Origin of the sequence: Devosia pacifica (assembly GCF_014652635.1) — a bacterium.
Classification (GTDB): Bacteria; Pseudomonadota; Alphaproteobacteria; order Rhizobiales; family Devosiaceae; genus Devosia; species Devosia pacifica.
In genome coordinates, this window is sequence record NZ_BMZE01000001.1 from 805,803 (window position 1) to 827,198 (window position 21,396).

The following is a 21,396-nucleotide window of genomic DNA, read 5'->3' on the forward strand; positions in this document are numbered from 1 at the left end:
GCTGAATGCCGTCAATCCATTGACAGCGCCCCCAGCCCTGTCCAACTACCCGCACGAAGAGGAACAGCGATGACGGTTGAACAGGTGCGGGTAGCTTTAAGCAAGCAGCAGGCATACGCCTTGGCGGATGCGGTGATGGAAGAAGACGCGCTGGCGCTGACGGCTTCCGCCCATGAGGACGAAGAAACCGGCACCTGGTACTTCGAGGCTTCCTGTGAGGGCGAACCCGACCTCGAGGCCTTTCAGGAACTGTCGCGTCGGGTGCTGGGTGCCGCTGTCGAGTTCGAGGTGGAGTCCATCGACCCCTCGATAGACTGGGTTTCACGCTCGCTCGAGGGGCTGGCGCCTGTCCGGGCGGGTGGCTTCTTCGTCTATGGCAGCCACGAGATCGACCCACCCCCGTATGGACTGACTCCTGTCATGATCGACGCCGCTCAGGCATTCGGTACGGGTCATCACGAAACCACCACCGGCTGCCTCGAGGCAATCGACATCACGCTGAAACGCAAGCGCCCGCGCTATCTCCTCGATGTCGGCACCGGCACCGGCGTTCTCGCGATTGCAATCGCCAAACGTCTGAAGTCTCCAGTGATTGCCAGCGACATCGATCCTATTGCGGTGGAGACCACTCGCAATAATGCCGCAACGAATGGCGTCAGCAAGCTGATCGTGCCGTTGCTGGCAACAGGTCTTGATCATAGAACCATCGCAGGAAACGCGCCCTACGACCTGATCGTCGCGAATATCCTCGCTGGTCCTCTCTCACAACTCGCGCCGGCCATTGGTCGGGTTGCAGGCCGCGGCGCAACCATTGTCCTGTCGGGAATTCTGGAGCATCAGGCGGCGCGCGTCACCAATGCCTATCATCTTCAGGGCATAACCTTGCGGCGCAAGCTGCAGCGTCGGGACTGGACCACGCTCATGCTTGAAAAGCTCTAGTGCAGGAAACAAAAATCCCCGGACCAACGGTCCGGGGATCAAAAAGCTAATGCTGCGCTACGCGCTTATGGACGCTTGGTGAAAGCGCCGATCAGCTGGTGCTGCATGCGATAGGAACCGTGGCGAGCGGTTTCCCGGCCACGAGCATCGATCACAGCTCCCAGTGCCCTGCGAAAATCGTTCTTGCTCTCGGTCATTTCTGTCTCCGTCTAACCCGCGCGAGGCGCCCCGCCTCGATAACTCAGTATATAGCCGCAGTGACGCCAGAGCGTTAGATGCACCTGCTCAATCCAGCTATGCCGGTGCTGCAAGGCAAGTTAACAGCCGATCAAGGATTTGGCGCATTGGGCGTGCGCCACATTGCAGCCCCTGCCGACTATGGTATGTCCGAAGCCTGTGACGCTGCCATTCAGCCGTCGTTCCTGCCCGAGGCATAGATGACCGAATCTGCATTCCCACCGCCCGCAATCTTCCAAAGTTTCGAGACGACCAGCGATCCGCAGAACGTTGCGAAACGCCTCGAGGCTCTGCGCGCAGAACTACAAAAGCACGAGCTTGATGGATTTCTGGTGCCGCGCGCTGACGCCCATCGCGGCGAGTCTGTGCCGCCGGGCGAGGCACGCCTTGCCTATCTTACAGGCTTCACCGGCTCGGCCGGCATGGCCATCGTCAATCGCGAAAAGGCCGCGCTGTTCGTTGATTCCCGCTATACCCTGCAGGCTCCGGCGCAAACCGACACCAGCCTTGTCGATGTGCTCGAGGTTGGCCAGGGCGGCATCTCAGAGGAAGTCGCGGCCTACGTCCCGCAGGGCGGCAGGATCGGATATGACCCCTGGTTGCATACGCCGGGTGAGATCAAGGCACTTGAAGAAAAACTCGGCGGCAAGGCCACGCTCGTGGCCAGCGAAAACCTCGTCGACAAAATCTGGCCGGACAGACCTTCTGCGCCGGTCAGCGAAATCGAGTTTCTGGGGCGCAACCGTGCCGGACGCGAGGCTTCCGACAAGATTAGCGACCTGCAGACGACCCTGAGCGAAACCGGTGCTGCCGCCACCGTGTTGAGCCTGCCGGAATCAATCTGCTGGTTGTTAAACATCCGCGGCCGCGACGTACCAAATACCCCATTCGTCCTCGGCTTCGCGATTGTCCCCGCAACTGGCCGACCGACGCTGTTTCTCGACGCCGCAAAGATCACCGACGCTCTACGACAACGATTCGCCGAGTTGGCTGATGTTCGCAGTACCGAAGAGTTGTCTTCCGCACTCTCGCAGTTCGGCGAATCCCAAGTGCAGGTCGACCCGGCAACCGTGCCCGTGGCAATTACCGAGACTTTGCGCGCAGCGGGTAGCAAGCTGCTCGAGCGGCGCGATCCGGTACTCCTGCCCAAGGCGCGCAAGAACGAGGTAGAGCTTTCCGGCATGCGTGAGGCGCACCGGCTGGATGGCACTGCGCTCGCCAAGTTCCTTTCCTGGTTCGATCGACATGCGCCGGATGGAGAGTTGACCGAAATTGCGATCGTGTCAGCACTCGAAGCCTTCCGTCGGGAGGAAGAGACCTGCATCGATGCGAGTTTCGATACCATCTCGGGGGCCGGCCCAAACGGTGCCATCGTGCACTACCGGGTCACCGACAAGACCAACCGCACGCTGGCACCGGGCGAATTGATGCTGGTGGACAGCGGTGCGCAATATATCAGCGGCACAACCGACATCACCCGCACGATGTCGACAGGTGACACCACGCAACAGCAGCGTGACCGTTTCACCCGCGTCCTCAAAGGTATGATCGGCATTTCGACTGTCCGCTTTCCGAAAGGCACGACGGGTGCGCAGATCGACATTCTCGCGCGTCAGCATCTTTGGCAGGTGGGACTGACTTACAATCACGGCACCGGCCACGGCGTCGGCCATGTGCTGTCTGTTCATGAAGGACCGACCGGCATCGCGCCACGCTACACCCTTCCACTTGAAGCGGGCATGGTGCTTTCGAACGAGCCGGGATATTACGAAACCGGCGCCTACGGCATCCGCATCGAAAACTTGATCGTGGTGCGCGAAAGCAAGGTCGGGTCGGGCTATCTCGAATTCGAGACGATTACCCTCGCCCCAATCGACACGCGTCTGGTCGATGTCGGTTTGCTGACTGAGGACGAGCGAAGCTGGCTGAACGCTTATCACCAGCGTGTCCTGCGTGAGATCGGGCCGACAGTGTCAGGCGACGTGCTCGATTGGCTGGAAGACGCGACGAGGCCGATCTGATCCGCGGCTTACAAAGCGATTAATTGAACCAGAGCGCGAACAACGGGAAATCGTCACCGAAGACCTCGTTCCCGCTCTGGAAATCCTCAGCGCTTGCGATCGGGCCGTCCGCGAGATAGGCCAGCGCATCGTAGCCGGTGATCAGCATGACCAGATCGGTATGCGTTGCCGTCTCGAAATAAGCAGTGATGTCGATCCCTCGCGCGAACCGCCAGTGCGGTAGCAGCAGGTCGCCGGCAAGCAGTCGGTCGATGGTGTCGAGTGTATCCATCCATGCCGCCACCACCTCTTCTGTGACGGCGGGTCCACCGGCTAGCGGCGTTTGCGTTGGTGATGGCACCAACTCGCGATCATCGTCGGTCTCCGCCAGTATCGCGTCCCAGTTCTGCCGCGAGAAAGCGGTGACGGATTTCAATCTTTCCAGAACCCCTGCCAGCCGCTCTCGGTCGGTCACCGCGAAGTTAAAGCTGTGTACCGCAGCGACCATATCGGCGATCAGCGCATCGCTCTGCGGACCGCCGAACAGAGTGCCAACGCCTGAATGCTCAGTCATTGGCAGCCCCGCCTGCGGGAACACGCGGTGAAAATAGACATTGAACAGCTGCTCGAAATCATGCGCCAGGAGCCAGTCGGCATGGGCCGCGACCACCTGCGTGTAACCTGCGAGCCAGTACGCGTCTGCGCGATCGAAACCCACGACAAGTTCTGCTGTCTCGCCGAGCTTTTCCATCGTCTTGGCGTCCGCGCCAGCCATCGTTCCTCCGGTGGAGGCAAGGCCGCCTTCGAACAACCCGCCAAGGCTGGCATCAGCATCTGCTGTCCCGTCACCATCCAGATCAAAGTGGATGGAGAAGACGTCAACGGGCACCACGAACTCCTCGCCACCTCCAGCGTCCACTAAGACGCTTCGCGCCTCGTCGAGGTCATCGACGAGGTCTTGCAGCAACGCGCGAAATTTCTGGTAGTCGATCGGCTCCGCCGGCTCTTGGGGCCCCTCGCTGCCTTCCGCGCCGCCCTCTATCATCATGGCGAACACGTCAGTGGGCGGAACCGTCGCGCCGTGCCGCACGAGGCCTCGCGAGAACTCCTGCAGGGCATTGCCCGCCATCAGCGCGCCTAGCCCGAACTGGGCAGCATTCTCGGTCTCGGCCAGTGGCTGCAGATCTTCAATCCCGCCGCCAAAATCGCCGTTCGCCACTGCTTGCTGCACGATCATAGATGCGTCCTGGGCGATGGCGGGTCCTGCTCCCACCAGTCCCAACATAGCCAAGCCGAAAGTCACACGCAGCATCGTCATTCTCCCTCAACCAGCGCGAACCAATCGTCCTCGCTGATCACTTCGACGCCGAGTTCCTCGGCCTTCTTGAGCTTCGAGCCAGCGCCAGGGCCGGCGATGAGGATATCGGTACTGCCTGATACCGATCCGGCAACTTTCGCGCCATATCGTTCAGCCATGCCCTTGGCCTCCGACCTCGTCATGCGTTCAAGTGTGCCAGTAAACACCACGGTTTTGCCCGAAACCGGGCTTTCGGTACTGATCTCGACCGCATAGTCCTGCGGCGTTAACTGCTGCAGCAGATCATCCAGCGCGCTGACATTGCGCTCATTGCGAAAAAAATCGGCAATGGCATTTGTCACCGTATCGCCGATGCCATTGATAGAAGGGAACAGCTCGCTCGGCTTGCCTTCGTGATGCGCGGCGTGTTCGGCGGCGTCTCGAAACTGGGCAAAACTGCCAAACGTCCGCGCCAGCAGAGTGGCCGTGGTCTCCCCGACATGGCGGATTCCAAGCGAAAAGATAAATCGATCGAGCTCAGGAGTTCTCCGCGCATCGATGGCGTCGAACAGCTTTCGAACCGAAGTTTCGCCCCATCCTTCAAGGTCCTTCAGCTTCTTCAGAGCTCGCGCGTCACGCTCCTTCAGAGTGAAGATATCCGCAGGATGCACGATCCGACCTTCCTGATAGAAGGCCGTCACCTGCTTGTCCCCGAGTCCGTCGATGTCGAGCGCATCGCGCGATACGAAGTGCTTCAGGCGTTCGACAGCCTGTGCCGGGCACACCAGTTCTCCAGTGCACCGACGGCGGGCATCAAGCTTGCCCGTCTTCTCGTTGACTTCACGCACCGCCTCAGAGCCGCACTCGGGGCACAGATGCGGAAAGACATAGGGTTTTGCGTCAATTGGGCGCTTTTCCGGAATCACCGCAACAATTTGGGGAATGACGTCACCGGCCCGCTGCACGATGACAGTATCGCCCTCGCGAATGTCAAAGCCGTCGCGGATGGGCTGACCGTTACCGTCTCGCCCCGCAATATAGTCCTCGTTGTGCAAGGTGGCATTCTCGACCACCACTCCACCCACTGTTACGGGCTGCAGGCGCGCCACAGGGGTCAAGGTTCCGGTACGGCCGACCTGAATATCGATTCGATCGAGGATCGTCGTTGCCTGTTCGGCGGGAAACTTGTGAGCAATGGCCCAACGCGGTGCGCGAGCGACGAACCCCCAGCGCTGTTGCAGGTCCAGCCTGTCGACCTTGTAGACGACGCCGTCGATATCGTAGCCGAGCGTGGCGCGCTGCTGTTCGATCTCTCGATAGTGCTCCAGCAGCGTCTCGATGCTGGTGGCCCGGATCATTAGCGGATTGACCACAAAGCCCCACTCCGCAAACCGCTGCACGGCTTCGTACTGTGTCTCCGCCGGCGCGGCAGAGGTCTCCCCCCACGCATAGGCGAAGAACTTGAGGTTACGTCGCGCAGTGACCGATGGGTCCTTCTGGCGCAGCGAGCCGGCCGCCGTATTGCGCGGATTGACATAATCCTGTCCGCCTTCCGCAGCCGAGCGTTCCTTGAGGCGCCGAAACTCCTCGTGCGTCATGTAGACTTCGCCTCGGATCTCGATCACCTCGGGCCATCCGCTGCCTTTCAGGCGGTTCGGAATATCACCGATCGTTTTGAGGTTTTCGGTAATGTCTTCGCCCACAGTGCCATCGCCACGCGTGGCCCCGCGTACGAACATGCCGTTCTCGTAACGTAGCGAAGCGGAAAGACCGTCGATTTTCGGCTCCGCAGTGAACGCGAGCTCGAGATCCTTCTCCTTGTCGAAAAACTTGCGCCCGCGCTGGATAAACTCGGCCACATCGCCGTCGTCGAAAGCATTCGACAGGCTCAGCATCGGAATGCCGTGCCGGACCTTCGCAAAGCCTTCGGATGGTGCCGCACCGACCTTGCTGCTGAGAGAATCTGGCCGCGCCAGTTCAGGAAACGCTGCTTCAAGCGCGAGATAGCGCCGCTTCAGCGCGTCATACTCGGCATCAGAAATCTCGGGCGCGTCATTCTGGAAGTAGGCGGTGTCGGCGGCCTGCAGACGCTCGTGCAGCGTGTTCAGCTCTGAACGCGCCGCATCCTCAGACAGATTCTCTACTTCAGCCTGACTCATCAACTACCCGACTTCACTCAGCAATTTCTTGGCGGCGGCGCGGGCCTCCGCCGTCACTGTCGCACCCGCCAGCATGCGTGCAACTTCCTCGCGGCGCTGTGCCGGATCAAGTGGCTTTACATGTGTACGCACGAATGCACCCTCCTCGACTGCCTGCTTTTCGATCAGCAGGTGCCGCCCTGCCCGCGCCGCAACCTGCGGAGCGTGGGTGACCGAGAGCACCTGAACCCGATCCGCAAGCCGGCGGAGCCGGCGTCCAATCGCATCGGCTACAGCGCCGCCAACACCCGTATCGATCTCATCGAATATCAGCACCGGAGCCGACGCACGATCCGCCAGTACAACCTTCAAGGCGAGGAGGAACCGGCTGAGTTCGCCACCAGACGCAACCTTGAGCAGTGGCCCCGCGCTCGTTCCCGGGTTGGTCTGTACATGAAAGGCAATCTGGTCGAACCCATGAGCCGATACCCGCTCGGGATCGGTCTGATGATCGACGATGAACCGCGCACTGGCGAGCTTGAGGTCGGGCAGCTCCTGCTCAACCGCGTCGCTCAACGCCCCGGCGGCGTTACTGCGCGCCTTGCTCAGATCATGCGAGCCTGAAATGTAGTCGGAATAGGCCGCTTCGCGTGCCTCGCGCAGCGCCTCGAGACGGGTCTCTCCGCTTTGCAGCGTCTCCAGCTCACTCTGGTAGCGCTCGAGAACCTCGGGCAGTTCGTCACAGAGAACCTGATGCTTGCGCGCAGCGGCACGGAGGGCGAACAAGCGCTCCTCGACGCCTTCCAGTTCGCCCGGATCGTAAGCCATTTGTTGCTTCAGCGTCTCTAGCGCCTCACCGGTCCTGTCGAGGGCCGACAGAGTTTCATCGAGACTGTCGACGATCGGCCGGAAAAGTTCGGTGCCCGTGTCCGCCTTGCGCGCCAGCCGCCGCAACAGCGCGGCAAGAGTAATGGAGGGCGCCGAGGGACCGTTCAGGATCTCATCGATCTCGGTCACTTCGCTGGCGGACTTTTCGATCTGCATCAGATCGTGACGGCGGGTCGTCAGTTCCTCTTCCTCTCCTGGCTCGGCAGCCAGATCGGAAAGTTCCTCAACCGTGTGGCGCGCATAGTCCTCACGCTCACGTGCCTCGGCGACCAACGCTTCCTGCTCACGAAGCGCGTCGTCGGCGTCGGTGTAGACCTGCCAGGCATCGCGAACCGCTGCGGCAAGCGCCTCATGCCCGCCAAAGGCATCGAGCGCCACGCGGTGTGTTGCTGAATCGACAAGCGCCCGATCATCATGCTGACCGTGAATCTCGACGACCTGGCTACCGACCTTGCGCAGCAGGTTCGCCGACACCGGCTGATCATTGACGAAGGCGCGGGTACGTCCATCGGCAAACTGCACGCGCCGCAGAATGATGTCTTCATCATCTGGAATGGCATTATCGCGCAAAACCGCTCGCGCGGGGTGTGTACTATCAAGTTGCAGTACGGCGACGACCTGTCCGCTTTCCTCGCCCTTTCGAACAAGGCTGGCATCCCCTCGCCCGCCAAGCGCCAAGGTGAGTGCATCGAGCAAAATGGATTTGCCGGCGCCGGTCTCGCCGGTAAGGACCGTCATCCCGGCGTCAAGAGCCAGGTCGAGCTGATCGATCAGGACGATGTTGCGAACGGACAGTGCAATAAGCATTTCCGGTGCAGTCCCTCAGACACTCCGGTCACAAGCTACGGCAAGTCCCCGCAGCAAGCGGAGACTAACCGAAAGCGGAACAAAATAGCAACAGAAATGTCAGCTGCGCTGTGCGGTCAGCCAACTGCCTTCGTTCACCGCGGGCGAAAGTCCCTGATCAGCCAGAAGCTTATAGCTTCTCTGATACCACTCGCTCGACGGATAATTGTGGCCGAGAACAGCCGCCGCGTTCCGCGCTTCACCAGTCAGGCCCAGCGACAGATAAGCTTCGGTGAGCCGGTAAAGGGCTTCCTCGATATGAGTCGACGTCTGATAGTTCTCGACCACCATACGGAAGCGATTGATCGAAGCAGTATACTGCCCGTTGCCGAGATAGTAGCGGCCGACCGACATCTCCTTGCCGGCAAGCTGATCATTGGCCACCGCCAACTTCTCACGCGCATCATCGGCATACTCGGAACCAGGGTGCGCGCGGATAAGCGCGGTGTAGACCTCAATGGCCCTTTCCGACAGCTCCTGATCGCGCGTTATATCCTTGATCTGGCCGAAATACGAGGTGCCCTTGAGATACATCACATAGGCGGCATCCTGCCCGTTCGGATACAGCGCAAGATACTTGTCGGCTGCCAGGATCGCCTCGTTGAACTTGCCAATCCGGTAGTGCGCGTAAACCAGCATCAGCTTGGTCTCTTCACGCAGCTCCCCGCGCGGATGCTGGCGCTCCGCCTTTTCGAGTTGTTCGATGGCCGTCAGATAGCGCTGGCGGTCCATATTGTTGAGGGCTTCCTGATACAGCGTCGCCTCAGGAACAATGGTTTCCTCGCGCACTTTCGGTGGACCGAACAGGTTCATGCCCGTGCAGCCGGCCAGCGCCAGTACTGTCATGCTCACTGCCATGGCTCGAGCAGTACGCCCTGCCCCACCGCGAAGAAAACTGAGTGTCACCAGGTGCCCCGTCTCTCGTTCCATACTGCCGCTGTCGGCCTAGTCATCAATTGCTTCAAAACTGTGGCACAGCCGAACTGCCCGGCTGCGTGACAAGCTTCAGACAACCGAGCGTAGATAAGGCTGAGCAGAAAGGCCTTCCGGCAGATCATCGAGCGCATCGAAATTCAGCGGAAGGTCCTCCGCAGTGACTATCTCATAGTTGGCGTCACTGGAAAAGAGACCGGAAAGCACATGCGCGTTAAGCGCGTGGCCGCCCTTGTATGAGCGGAAGCGCCCGTAGATCGGCATGCCGCCAAGCGAAAGGTCGCCGATCGCATCGAGCAGCTTGTGGCGCACGAACTCGTCTTCGTAGCGCAGCCCGCCAGGATTGAGGATACGGTCCTCGTGAACCGTAATCGAGTTGTCGAGCGAAGAGCCGAGAGCGTAACCCGCCTGGCGCAAAATCTTGGCATCGCGGGCGAAGCCGAACGTGCGCGCTCGCGAAACGTCTTCGTAATAGCGCCGGGGCGACCAATCAAAGATCATCCGCTGGCGCCCGATGACCTTGCTGTCGAAATCGATCTCAAGATCAAGCGCCCGCCCGTTATAGGGCTCGAGCGCCGCGAAGGCATCGTTGTTGCGGACAGTGACCGCCCGCATGATCTTGATAAAGCGGCGCGATGCCGGCTGGATTTCGAGGCCGGCCTCGAGGATGGCGCTCGCAAAGGGCTGCGCGCTGCCATCGAGGATTGGGCATTCGGCACCGTCCAGGGTGATCAGTGCGTTATCGACACCCATGCCGCTCAGCGCAGAGGTAACATGCTCGATTGTTGCGACGCTGACGCTGTCGCCGAGATCGAGCGTGGTGCACAACGTGGTGCGGGTAATTCGCGAGAAGTGGACCTGAACCGGAAGCGTTGTATGGCCGGAGCCAAGATCCCGGCAGATCAGAAAGCCGCTATTCGGTGGCGCCGGTGCGATCGTCAGCGTTACCGGCTGGCCGCTATGCACGCCATAGCCACCGAAATTCAATTCGGACGCCAACGTGCGCTGGCGCGTCGACAATTTGCTCATATGCAGCTCCACCCGAGCCCTCGACACTGCCCGGCTCTTAGCGAAAAACGGCCCGGCGCGGAAGTCGCGACGGGCCGCCTTGATTACGGGTTCAACCTGTGGATCAGCCGTGCTTGCGCAGGAAGGCCGGGATCTCGAGGTGCTCTTTCTGGGTCTGCTGCGGCTGCTGGCGGCCCTGCGTATCGAGGTTGCCGCGGGCACCTTCGGCGGCCGGACGAGGCTGCGAAACCCTTGCAGGAGCGGCCTCAATGGCATTTCGCGCATCGAAATCGTCAGCCTGGATCTGACGCGGCTCCTGGCGCTCAGCCTCTTCCTGCTGACGCAGATTTAGGCCGACATTCGAAGCCAGACGCTTGAACAGTGCACGTGCATTGCGGGACTCGCCGTCAGCACGTTCGTGCCCATCCTGTGACTTGCGCGCAACAACCGGAAGCTCCTCAGTGCGCGGCATGCGGCGCTGCCCCTCGGGGCGAGTCGCATGCGAGGGCACGTGTGCGGCTGGAATCGGTGCCTCTTCGCGCGCCGTCGGCTCGTCGAACGAATCATGGCGCGGCTCGTGGCGCGTTGCCACCGGTGTGTACGGCTCGACCGAGATGTCGTCATCTTCGGAAAGCTCGGCAACAGGTGCAGGCTGCAGGTCGCGCTGGCTGATCGCCTCGGCCACTGCTGCCTCGAACTGCTCGTCGGCCTGCTCTTCCTGCGCGTCAGCAACGGGTTGCGGCGCAGCAATAGTCTGCTCGACAGCAGGCGCCGGGCGACGCACTGAAAGCGGAGAACGCGATGCGTGCGGCTTGCTTGGCTCCATGGCCTGCACCATGGCTGCGTCAGTACCGGTAGCAACGACCGAGACGCGAATAGTGCCATCGAGGCTGGAGTCGTAAGTGGCGCCGAGGATGATGTTGGCGTCGGAGTCGACTTCCTCGCGGATGCGGCTGGCAGCTTCATCGACTTCGTAAAGCGTCAGATCGGGTCCGCCGGTGATCGAGATCAGCAGACCGCGCGCACCCTGCATCGACACATCGTCGAGCAACGGATTTGCAATTGCTGCCTCTGCGGCGTGGCGGGCACGATCTTCGCCCGAAGCCTCGCCGGTACCCATCATCGCCTTGCCCATGCCACGCATGACGGCGCGGACGTCGGCGAAATCGAGGTTGATCAGGCCTTCCTTGACCATCAGGTCGGTGATGCAGGCAACGCCGGAGAACAGCACCTGGTCGGCCATTGCGAAGGCGTCGGCAAAGGTTGTCTTCTCGTTGGCGACACGGAAAAGATTCTGGTTCGGAATAACGATCAGCGTATCGACATGCCGATGCAGCTCGTCGATGCCATCCTCGGCAAGGCGCGCGCGACGCGTACCTTCAAAGCTGAACGGCTTGGTTACGACACCTACAGTCAGGATGCCCTGCTCGCGCGCGGCCCGCGCCACAACCGGTGCCGCGCCGGTGCCGGTACCACCGCCCATGCCGGCGGTGATAAAGACCATGTGCGATCCCGAAAGGTGATCGTTGATCTCGTCAAAACTCTCTTCGGCAGCAGCACGACCGACTTCCGGGTGCGAGCCGGCGCCCAGCCCCTCGGTAACACCGACACCGAGTTGAATGATGCGTTGCGCCTTCGACAGCGCGAGCGCTTGAGCATCGGTATTGGCAACGACGAAATCGACTCCGTCGAGGCCGGACTCGATCATGTTGTTGACCGCGTTCCCGCCTGCACCGCCGACGCCGAACACCGTGATGCGGGGTTTGAGTTCCTGGATATCGGGGATGGTGAGGTTGATGGTCATTGAGGGCCCCATAGTGGCGTGATTGGCCTAGATTTACTCTCCAATTCGTTAACCACACCCTAACACTGCGGCAGATTGCGTTAACGAATGAGCAAATCTGTGCCTCTGTGACCCCTTCGGAAAGGCTTGGTTAACCATCCTCGCGCGGCTTATGCGGACAAAAAGATGCCCGCTGTGCCGAAGCACAACGGGCATCAATCAATGGCGGTTGAATACAAAAGCTTAGAAGCGCGTCCGCGATGCAACCGGAGCTTCGGTACCGGCAATGCCCGCCAACGTGGCAATCACCGCGCCGATGAACAGAGCGAGGAATGCCCAGCCTGCAGCCTCGGAGACAGCCTCGGTTGCCCGGTCCGCCTGTTCGACGGCCTGCTCCTGCAATACCGCGATACGGGACTGGGCACGCGTCACAGCCTGCTCGACATCGTTCAACTGCGCGCTGGCGGTTGCAGCGAGATCTTCATAGACCCCGATGACACGATCCGCGGCCTGTTCGACTTCGCTTTCGCTCAACGTGGTGTTGTCAGCAATTGCAGCGACGACGTCCTCGCGATTGATCTCGCTCTCGAGCGTTTCAACACGAGACTGAAGGCTGCTGATGAGTTCGTCGAGAACTGTCTGGAAATCCGTCGGCTGGGTAACCAGCTGTTCCGCAGCCTGGGCGATATCCGTGCGCGCACCAGCAATCTGCTCCTGGATCAGGTCCGGCTCGAGCTCGCTAAGCTCGACCTGCGAAAGCGCACGACGCAGCGTTGCAGTGGCCTCCTGCTGGTCGATATCGTCGAGCACCTGTTCGTCCAGCGTGTTTATGAGATTGTCGACCTGCGGGGTTATTGCACTGGCAACGCTCGATACTGCACTTCCCGTCGCGCTCGCTGCGGATCCCGTCACGTTCGCGATGCTGCCAACCACATTGCCGGTAGCGCCAATGATGCCACCGACTGCGCTGAAGGAAATGATCGCTGCAACGATAAGGGCGACTGCCCATGTGAGAAAGCCATGCACCCAGCCGGCGACGCCTGAGAGGTAGCCTGCGATATAGCCGCCGGCGGCCAGGCTGATGATCAAGGCGGCGGCAGAGGCCCAGCCGAAGGTTGTACCCACGCCAGCCAGCGGATCGTTGGAATCGACGTCCACCACACCGAGGCCCAGCCAGCTTACGGCGAGGGACAGTGCGAACGTTATGGCCAGAACGGTTACCGCACCGGCGATAACGCTGCCCCAGGATATTATTTTAAGTCGGCTGTCGGTCTCGACGTATGTCATGGGCAGGGTCCACCTGTTAGCTTGAAAAAGGCGCGTGCATTCCGCCCCCACTCAAGCCGCTCTGCCGACAAACGTTCCACGATTTCGCCACTATCTCGACAAGCGCATGAGCACGCTAGCGGCTATAACCTCAAGCAACCTTCAAGCGCAGAACAAGACACGAGAAACCACCGGCTCTGTAAAGGCCGACCTGAACTCGTGCAGGCCTGGGCCCTCGCACTTAAAAGCTGTGCCGCAGCCAGTTGCCGACGCGCGCGAAATATCCGTCCGTACCGGTAAGACGGCGTGCCGGGCTTGGATCTGTATATTCGTTTGCGCACACCTGCGGATAAATCAGCATTCCCGCGACACCCGCAAAGGCGGCACCTTTGGCGATATCCGGCAGGCCCGATATGCCGAGTGGCCGGCCATTGCGCACGTTTCGTGCGAGGACGCGCCGCGCCACCTCAGGCAATCCCGTCATCTCGCTGGCGCCTCCGGTCATTACGAACCGGCGTCCGCACACATCCATCATCCCGGTTGCCTGCATCCGGTCGCGTATGGCTGTCAGGATTTCCTCGATGCGCGGCCGCATGAACCGCGTCAGCACCGCCCGTGGAATCTGCGCTGGGGCCTCATCGTGCCGCGCGCCGACCGGCTGGATCGAGATCATCTCACGTTCGTCGCTCTGGCCGGGCAGCACCGATCCGTGCAGGGTCTTCAGCCGCTCGGCATCCGCAATGCTGACAGATAGCTGCCGCGCAATATCCATCGTCAAATGGTGGCCACCAATCGCTATGGCGTCCGCAAACACCAGATGACCTTCGTTGAAAACCGAGACTGTCGTTGTTGCACCGCCAAAGTCGATGCAAGCCACACCGAGCTGCGCCTCGTCGTCTACCAGCGTCGACAGTCCCGAAGCATAGGGCGTTGCGATGATCGCCTCGATCTGCAGATGACAGCGATGCAGCACCAGCTCCAGATTGCGCATCGCCAGGGTTTCAGCGCTGATCACCGAGACATCGATGCCGAGCTTTTCGCCAACCATGCCGCGTGGATCGGCGATACCGCGCTGCCCGTCGAGCGAATAGCCGATCGGCAGCGCGTGAACGATCGAGCGCTCATTACGAACCGAGCGCGCATTGACCGCCCGCAGCACACGCTGGATGTCCGCTTTTTCGACTTCCTGGCCACCCAATGAAACGGCGGCCGAGAACGTCTCGGAACCTAGCCGTCCAGCACTGATATTGACGATGACGGATTCGACCGTAAGCCCTGCGGCACGTTCCGCCATGCCGACCACCGACCGAATTGCATTTTCGGCCTTGTCGCTGTCTGAGATCACGCCGGACTTCACACCGGCCGATGGACCATACCCGAAGCCGATCACCTCAGCCTGGTGCGTGCGACCGCGCAGCGCCTTGCCCTCAGGGCGGGGAACCAGGCGCGCGATAACGCAGCAGATCTTTGTCGAACCGATATCGAGTACGGCGACAAGTGTGGTGCGTCCGGGTTGCACGGGCCGCAGGCGCGCAGTCATGGAATCGGTGATCATTCTTCGTCTTCTTCTTCGTGCTTGGCCGGCCGCAAGGCCACAAGGTGCGGCACCCTGAGATCGATGATTGTCACATCGCGGTCGATCAGCTGATAGTCCCTCTGATAGCCTTCGAGCCGATCGAGCGCCTGGGCCACGCCGAGTTCGGGTAACTGCACGCGCAGGCCCGTCTCATAGAGCAGATCCCACCGCCGGTCGGCGATCCGCGACAATGCCACGACGTCTTCGGTAAGGTCAGGATAACGCTGAAGCGCGCGGATCATCACAATGGCATCGTCGGCGGCGCCGTCACCGATAACCAGCGGAAGTTCGCCATAGGCGCCCTTATCAACGCCGATCTGGTTGCCCTTGCCATCGACAACGAAGGTAACGCCATCGACGCGCCAGCGCGCGACCGGCAACTTCTCCACAAGCTCGACCTCGAGCCCGTTTGGATAGTCCTTGCGGATGGTGACGCCATCGACTGCCGGTAGTTCGGCAATACGTTCACGGGCTCCCGCGACATCGTAGCTGAGCATCGATATGCCCGGCCCGACCGCCAGCGCGGACAGCACATCCGTTTCCTGCGTCAGTGTCTGGCCGGATATCTGGATCCGCTCGATACCGAACCCGGCCCGAGCCAATTCTGTATGTGCGAGTTCACCAACGCTGCCCGCAGCAAGGCCGATATCGTGGCGAAACTGGTAAGCCGAGGCAATGAGCACGAGAGCAACAGCCACAAGCAGTGCTCGCACGATGTGATGGCGGTGCAGGATCCAGGCCCGGGTGGCGCGGATGCGAACGCGTTCTCCCGGGCGCCGTGCAAGGACCGGAAGCAATCTGGGATCGACCGGATGGGCGTCAGCCAGAAAGGCCTTTGTCCCTACCTGTTGCAACTCGCGTCCTCCACCATCCAGGCGACAAGCTCTTCGAACGAATGCCCGGCGGCAAGCGCTTGCTCTGGAACGAGGGAGGTCTCGGTCATGCCCGGCTGGGTATTCAGCTCAAGACAGACCAGTTCACCATCTTCGCCTGCCTGCTCGTTGTAGCGGAAGTCGCTCCGCGTTACGCCTCGGCAGCCCAGTGCAGCGTGGGCTTTCAGGCTCATTTTCTGCACTTTGTCGTAAATTTTCGATGAAACTTGCGCCGGAATGATGTGATGTGATCCACCTTTGGCATACTTCGCTTCATAGTTATAAAAGCCAAGATCGGTGACGATCTCCGTCACGCCCAGCGCCACATCGCCCATTACTGAGCAGGTCAGTTCGCGGCCGGCTATGAACCGCTCGACCATCACCTCTTCGCCGCTCTTCCAGTCTTCACGCAGCAATTCCTGTGGCGGGTGGCTTTGGTCGCCCTTGACGATAAATACGCCGAGGCTTGAGCCATCGGCGATTGGCTTGATGACATAGGGCGGCGCCATCACATGAGAATGCGCCGCCTCGGCGCGCGAGACGATCAGATGGTCGGTGACCGGGATGCCGGCCGCCTTGAACATGATCTTTGCCTGATGCTTATCCATCGCCAGCGCCGAGGCCAGAACGCCTGAGTGCGTATAAGGGATCTGCAACAGTTCCAGCAGGCCCTGGATCATGCCGCTTTCACCAAACGCACCATGGAGAGCGTTAAAGGCCACGTCCGGGCCGAGTGCCATTAACCTTTGTGCGATGTCGCGATCGACATCGAGCTCAGTCACCCGATATCCCGCCCGGCGCAGAGCCTCGGCGCAGCCGCGCCCGGAACTCAGCGAAACCTCACGCTCATTGGACCAGCCGCCCATCAGGACGGCAACATGCTTTTCTGTCATCACACCGGCCCAACGAAAACATCGCCATCAAGGAATTCACGCACTTCTTTGCCTGCCGCGAAATGGCCCATGCGGCGGATCTCCCATTGCAGGTCGATACCGTGCGTTGCCCGAACGCGGTTGCGCACCGTTTCACCCAGCGTTTCGATGTCGTGAGCTGTCGCCGCGCCAAGATTGAGCAAGAAGTTTGCATGAAGCTCGCTCATTTGCGCGTCGCCCACCTGAAGGCCCCGACAACCCGCCGCGTCAATCAGCTTCCAGCTCGAGTGGCCTTCGGGATTCTTGAATGTCGAACCTCCGGTCTTGGCTCTAGTGGGCTGACTAGACTCACGTTTCTCTGTGATCTCACGCATCCGCGCCCGGATTTCATCTTTGTCGCCAGCCACGCCCTGGTAGAGCGCTGATGTAAAGACCACGCCGCGCGGACCGTTGGACTTGCGATAGCGGTAGTCCATATCGGCATTGGTCAGCGTGATGATGTCTCCCTGGCGGGTGACGCCGCGCAGTTCGACCACGCGCTCGCGGGTCTCGGTGCCATAGCACCCGGCGTTCATGTACAGCGCGCCGCCAATGCCCCCGGGTATGCCGCGATAAAACGTCAGTCCATCAATGCCGGCCTCTGCCGCTGCCGTCGCGACCTTCACGTCCGGCAGTGCGGTGCCGACACGCAGCCGGTGCCCGTCCAGGACTTCAATAGAGCCGAAAGCCTTGCCGGCGAGGCGGATGACGACGCCGTCGAGACCGCCATCGCGGATCAGCAGATTTGACCCCAGCCCGATGGTCGTGACGCGAATGTCTTCGGGCAGGTTCTTGAGAAAATACGCCAGGTCCTCTTCATCAGCGGGCATGAAGAAAAGCTGCGCCGGACCACCGACGCGAAACCAGGTTACTTCCGAAAGCAGCTGGTTGGGCACAAGCCGACCGCGCACCTCCGAAACCCAATCGCCGAGGCGCGGGATCAGATCATCAAAGCTCATGCCGTTGCCCTCGCCTTTTGCGCGGCGAGTTCATCCGGCAGCGCGCCTGCCCATTGCGTGATGTTGCCAGCACCAAGGCAGACCACATAGTCCCCGTCGGCGGCGCGCTCAGACAGAAGCGGCGCAAGGTCTTCAGGACCATTGATGGCCATAACGTTACGGTGTCCCCGCGCGCGAATGCGCGCTACCAGTTCTTCGGCGGTCACACCTTCGATTGGCTGTTCACCGGCGGCGTATACCGGCGCCACGATAACTGTGTCGGCATCGTTGAAGCATGCTGAGAAATCATCGAACAGGTCACGCAAGCGCGTATACCGGTGCGGTTGCACTACGGCGATGACGTCACGGCGCGCCGACTGACGGGCCGCCCGCAGCACCGAGGTGATTTCGACCGGATGGTGCCCATAGTCATCGATGATGGTCACCCCATCGACCACACCGGTGGTCGTGAAACGGCGGCTGACGCCCGAGAAGGCCTTGAGCCCTTTGCGGATAGCGTCGGCCGAGACGTTCAACTGATCCGCCACGGCGATCGCGGCCGTCGCGTTGAGCGCGTTGTGTTCGCCCGGCATCGGCAGCTCGAGCCCTTCGATCCGCAAATGCGTCATGCGTATGCGGTCACGGATCTCAACCGCAAAATGCGACACGCCATCGACGTTCTCGAGATCGACGAGACGCACATCGGCCTGGGGGTTCCGGCCATAAGTGATCACCCGACGATCGCGGATTTCACCCACCAGCGCTTGAACTTCCGGATGATCGAGGCACATCACCGCAAAGCCGTAGAAAGGCACGTTCTCGACGAACGTATGAAATGCGCGCTTCACACCCTCGAAGTCGTGGTAGTGATCGAGATGTTCGGGGTCGATATTGGTGACGACCGCTACGTCCGCCGGAAGCTTGACGAACGTGCCATCGCTCTCGTCGGCCTCGACCACCATCCACTCGCCGGCGCCGAGCCGCGCATTGGTGCCGTAGGCGTTGATGATGCCGCCATTGATCACTGTCGGATCAAGCTTGGCGGAATCCAGAAGTGTCGCGACCAGAGTGGTCGTTGTCGTCTTGCCATGCGTACCGCCAATGGCGATCGCATTCTTGAAGCGCATGATTTCCGCGAGCATTTCGGCGCGCCGCACGATCGGAAGCCCGCGTGCCCGCGCCGCCACCAGCTCAGGATTATCCTTGCGGATCGCCGAGGAGATCACGACAACCGTCGCCTCACCGAGGTTTTCCGGGCTCTGCCCGATCTTTACCGAGATTCCCATGTCCCGCAGCCTTTGCACATTGGCGTTGGCTGCGGCATCCGAGCCTTGAACCTTGTACCCCTGGTTGTGCAGGATTTCGGCAATTCCACTCATGCCGATGCCGCCGATGCCAACAAAGTGCACCGGCCCGATATCGCGCGGCATTTTCATGCGTGAGGTGTCCTTCCTTCGCTCGTCTCGCCCGCAGCCATGCGCTCCGCAAGATCGGCAAGTTTCTCGACCGCCCGAGGCTGGCCCAGCGTCCGGGCCGCTTCCGCCGCCTGGCGCAGCGATTCGGGCTCCGATAACAGTGTAGTGAGGCGGGTGCCAAGCGATTGCGGTGAAAGCGTGGCCTGCTCCGCAATCCAGCCGCCCCCTGCCCGCTCGACTACCAATGCGTTGTTCTTCTGGTCGGCATCGAGTGCCCCGGGCAACGGCACCAGGATCGAGGGACGCCCGAGCACCGTCAGCTCCGCGATCGTTGAAGCTCCGGCCCGGCCAATCACGAGATGTGCTGCGGCCATCCGTTCCGGCAGATCGTCAAAGAATGCCTTGAGATCGACGCTGACCCGAGCCTGCCGATAGGCCTCTGCCACGCGATCGAGATCTTCGGCGCGGCACTGTTGGGTCACCCGAAGACGCCGCCGCAAATCCTCAGGCAAAGCCGCGATCGCCGGAGGCACGAGATCCGAAAATACGCGCGCGCCCTGACTGCCACCAAACACGAGGATATTGACGGCTGTGTCAGGTCCCAGCGCCGGATACGGTGTCGTCGCCAGCGCCCTGACGCGGTCGCGTACGGGGTTGCCCGTTAGCACGCGCTCGAGGCCAGCGTCATCAGCATAGCGAACGTCGTCAAAGCTGGTAGCCATCACTTTGACGAAGCGCATCAATGCCCGGTTCGCCCGACCGACGACGGCATTCTGCTCATGCAGCACACCAGGGATCCCCAGCAGTCGTGCTGCGACCATCGGCGGGAAAGTTGGGTACCCACCGAAGCCGACGACAGCGTCAGGCGAAATCCGCCGCAATTTGTTCGTCGCCACGCCTATGCCGCCGACAATGCGTGCGCCTGCGCCAATGAACTTTAGCGGGTTGCGTATCGAGGGCGTTGCCGCGGGCACGATGTGCGTTTGGCGCGCCGGAAAATCGCCGCCATAGCTGGCGACGCGATGATCCGTCATCAGATCGATCGTGTGGCCACGCCGCTGCAGTTCCTGGGCAAGTGCCATTGCAGGAAACAGGTGTCCACCCGACCCGCCGGCCATGAGAACGAAGGTCTTCATTCTGCCGGCGCCACCGCGCTTCGATACATCGGAAGACCGGTCGCCATGCGCTCTTCCGGCTTGGTGCGGGTCAAGGCCAGCATCAGTCCCATTGCGAAGGCCACCGCGATCATGGAGGTGCCGCCATACGAAACGAATGGCAGCGTCATGCCCTTGGGCGGCACGAGGTTGAGGTTCACAGCCAGGTTGATGCCTGCCTGCATCGCGATCTGGGTGGCGAGGGTTGCACCGGCGAGGCGCGGAAACAGGCTCGCCTGTCGCTGCGCTCCCAGAAGCGCCCGCACCACGATGAAGCAGAAGAGTCCGACAAGAACCAGGCAGAAAATGATGCCGAACTCGCCTGCGGCCGCCGAGAAGACATAGTCGGCGTGGGCATCGGGAATGCGCGTCTTGGCGATCGACTCGCCCGGCCCGCGCCCGAACCATCCGCCTTCATGCAAAGACTCCACTGCCCGATCGATCTGGTAAGTGTTTCCGCCGCCCTCAGGGTCGATAAACGCATCAACGCGACGGGCGAAGTGTGGAAACACGAGGTAGGCGCCGAACAAGAGGCCACCACCCGACAGCGCCAGAGCGATAATGATCCACCACGAGATGCCGGAGAGGAACAGCAGCACGGCCCAGGTGGAGAACACCAGCGCGGTCTGCCCGATATCCGGTTGCAGGAGCAGCGGCACAACCAGCGCCAGCATGATCAGGGTCGCCAGAATGCGGCCAGGCACGTTGCGGCGCAGCATGCTTTCGGAAAACAGCCAGGCAGAGATCACCGCGAAAGCCGGCTTGACGAACTCTGACGGCTGCAGCGTCTGGCCGGCAAACGACACCCAGCGCCGCGCGCCATTGATCTCGGTCGCAAATTTCAGCGTTGCCCATAGCAATATCGCACTGACGATGAGCACTGCGAGAGCAGCAAAGCGCGCCTGTCGCGGCGTCAGGATCGATACCCCGACCATAACGACGATGGTGGGCACTAGAAACATCGCGTGACGAATGACGAAATGCCAGGAATCGTAGCCAAGACGCTCGGCTACCGGCGGACTGGCAGGGAAACTGAGGATCATCCCGAACGCCAGCAGCAGGAACAGCGCAGCGAGCAGGCTCTTGTCGATGCTCCACCACCATTCGGCGAGGGGCGTTTTACTGGCGCGAGAGAACATGAGCGACGGCCGCCGGAAAAACCGGCCTTTCATGATGAAACCAGAAACCACACTAA

Annotated in this window: 18 protein-coding genes; 3 read left to right on the forward strand and 15 right to left on the reverse strand. The window is 61.1% G+C overall.

The genetic code is table 11. The features are described 5' to 3' along the window. Positions 1-69 precede the first annotated feature (69 nt). Complete coding sequence (locus IE127_RS04145) at positions 70-939, forward strand: 50S ribosomal protein L11 methyltransferase (protein WP_189423663.1); 870 nt, start codon at positions 70-72, stop codon at positions 937-939. A 65-nt stretch (positions 940-1,004) separates the two neighbouring features. Here IE127_RS04145 and IE127_RS19810 read toward each other — a convergent pair whose 3' ends face one another. Further along, positions 1,005-1,136: a hypothetical protein gene (locus tag IE127_RS19810; RefSeq protein WP_280516633.1), complete on the reverse strand. Its 132-nt coding sequence runs from the start codon at positions 1,134-1,136 to the stop codon at positions 1,005-1,007. A 78-nt stretch (positions 1,137-1,214) separates the two neighbouring features. On the opposite strand from IE127_RS19810, the gene IE127_RS04150 reads away from it, so the two are divergent. Together IE127_RS04150 and IE127_RS04155 are read left to right on the forward strand one after the other, a co-directional pair. Continuing rightward, positions 1,215-1,376, forward strand: coding sequence for a hypothetical protein (locus tag IE127_RS04150; RefSeq protein ID WP_189423665.1), 162 nt, complete (start codon positions 1,215-1,217; stop codon positions 1,374-1,376). Continuing rightward, a complete protein-coding gene (locus IE127_RS04155) occupies positions 1,377-3,197 on the forward strand; it encodes an aminopeptidase P family protein (protein ID WP_189423667.1) in 1,821 nt (606 codons plus the stop codon). Positions 3,198-3,216: 19 nt separating this feature from the next. Here the strand turns inward: IE127_RS04155 and IE127_RS04160 are convergent, their stop codons facing one another. From IE127_RS04160 to IE127_RS04225, 14 genes are all read right to left on the reverse strand, one after another. Next, a complete protein-coding gene (locus IE127_RS04160) occupies positions 3,217-4,488 on the reverse strand; it encodes a hypothetical protein (protein WP_189423669.1) in 1,272 nt (423 codons plus the stop codon). 2 nt (positions 4,489-4,490) lie between these two features. Then, on the reverse strand, positions 4,491-6,632 hold the full coding sequence (gene ligA, locus IE127_RS04165) for an NAD-dependent DNA ligase LigA (RefSeq protein WP_189423671.1): 2,142 nt from the start codon (positions 6,630-6,632) through the stop codon (positions 4,491-4,493). 3 nt (positions 6,633-6,635) lie between these two features. Further along, the gene (recN, locus tag IE127_RS04170) at positions 6,636-8,306 is read right to left on the reverse strand and encodes a DNA repair protein RecN (protein ID WP_189423673.1); all 1,671 of its coding nucleotides are present in this window, start codon (positions 8,304-8,306) and stop codon (positions 6,636-6,638) included. Positions 8,307-8,405: 99 nt separating this feature from the next. After that, on the reverse strand, positions 8,406-9,275 hold the full coding sequence (locus tag IE127_RS04175; protein WP_308430291.1) for an outer membrane protein assembly factor BamD: 870 nt from the start codon (positions 9,273-9,275) through the stop codon (positions 8,406-8,408). A gap of 75 nt (positions 9,276-9,350) precedes the next feature. After that, positions 9,351-10,307: a UDP-3-O-acyl-N-acetylglucosamine deacetylase gene (gene lpxC, locus IE127_RS04180; protein ID WP_189423677.1), complete on the reverse strand. Its 957-nt coding sequence runs from the start codon at positions 10,305-10,307 to the stop codon at positions 9,351-9,353. 103 nt (positions 10,308-10,410) lie between these two features. Further along, complete coding sequence (gene ftsZ / locus IE127_RS04185; RefSeq protein ID WP_189423679.1) at positions 10,411-12,090, reverse strand: cell division protein FtsZ; 1,680 nt, start codon at positions 12,088-12,090, stop codon at positions 10,411-10,413. 222 nt (positions 12,091-12,312) lie between these two features. Next, on the reverse strand, positions 12,313-13,356 hold the full coding sequence (locus tag IE127_RS04190) for an AAA family ATPase (RefSeq protein WP_189423681.1): 1,044 nt from the start codon (positions 13,354-13,356) through the stop codon (positions 12,313-12,315). 220 nt (positions 13,357-13,576) lie between these two features. Next, positions 13,577-14,890, reverse strand: coding sequence for a cell division protein FtsA (gene ftsA, locus IE127_RS04195; RefSeq protein WP_189423683.1), 1,314 nt, complete (start codon positions 14,888-14,890; stop codon positions 13,577-13,579). After that, positions 14,887-15,765: a cell division protein FtsQ/DivIB gene (locus IE127_RS04200; RefSeq protein WP_189423685.1), complete on the reverse strand. Its 879-nt coding sequence runs from the start codon at positions 15,763-15,765 to the stop codon at positions 14,887-14,889. The genes ftsA and IE127_RS04200 overlap by 4 nt, the downstream gene beginning before the upstream one ends. Further along, positions 15,753-16,676, reverse strand: a complete 924-nt coding sequence (locus tag IE127_RS04205; protein WP_189423687.1) for a D-alanine--D-alanine ligase — start codon at positions 16,674-16,676, stop codon at positions 15,753-15,755. Before IE127_RS04205 ends, IE127_RS04200 begins: the two co-directional genes overlap by 13 nt. Continuing rightward, positions 16,676-17,653, reverse strand: a complete 978-nt coding sequence (murB, locus tag IE127_RS04210; protein WP_189423689.1) for a UDP-N-acetylmuramate dehydrogenase — start codon at positions 17,651-17,653, stop codon at positions 16,676-16,678. The genes IE127_RS04205 and murB overlap by 1 nt, the downstream gene beginning before the upstream one ends. Continuing rightward, a complete protein-coding gene (gene murC / locus IE127_RS04215) occupies positions 17,650-19,068 on the reverse strand; it encodes a UDP-N-acetylmuramate--L-alanine ligase (protein ID WP_189423691.1) in 1,419 nt (472 codons plus the stop codon). Before murC ends, murB begins: the two co-directional genes overlap by 4 nt. After that, the gene (gene murG, locus IE127_RS04220; protein ID WP_189423693.1) at positions 19,065-20,183 is read right to left on the reverse strand and encodes an undecaprenyldiphospho-muramoylpentapeptide beta-N-acetylglucosaminyltransferase; all 1,119 of its coding nucleotides are present in this window, start codon (positions 20,181-20,183) and stop codon (positions 19,065-19,067) included. The genes murC and murG overlap by 4 nt, the downstream gene beginning before the upstream one ends. Next, entirely contained in the window at positions 20,180-21,340 is a 1,161-nt protein-coding gene (locus IE127_RS04225) for an FtsW/RodA/SpoVE family cell cycle protein (RefSeq protein ID WP_189423695.1), read from the reverse strand. The genes murG and IE127_RS04225 overlap by 4 nt, the downstream gene beginning before the upstream one ends. Positions 21,341-21,396 lie beyond the last annotated feature (56 nt).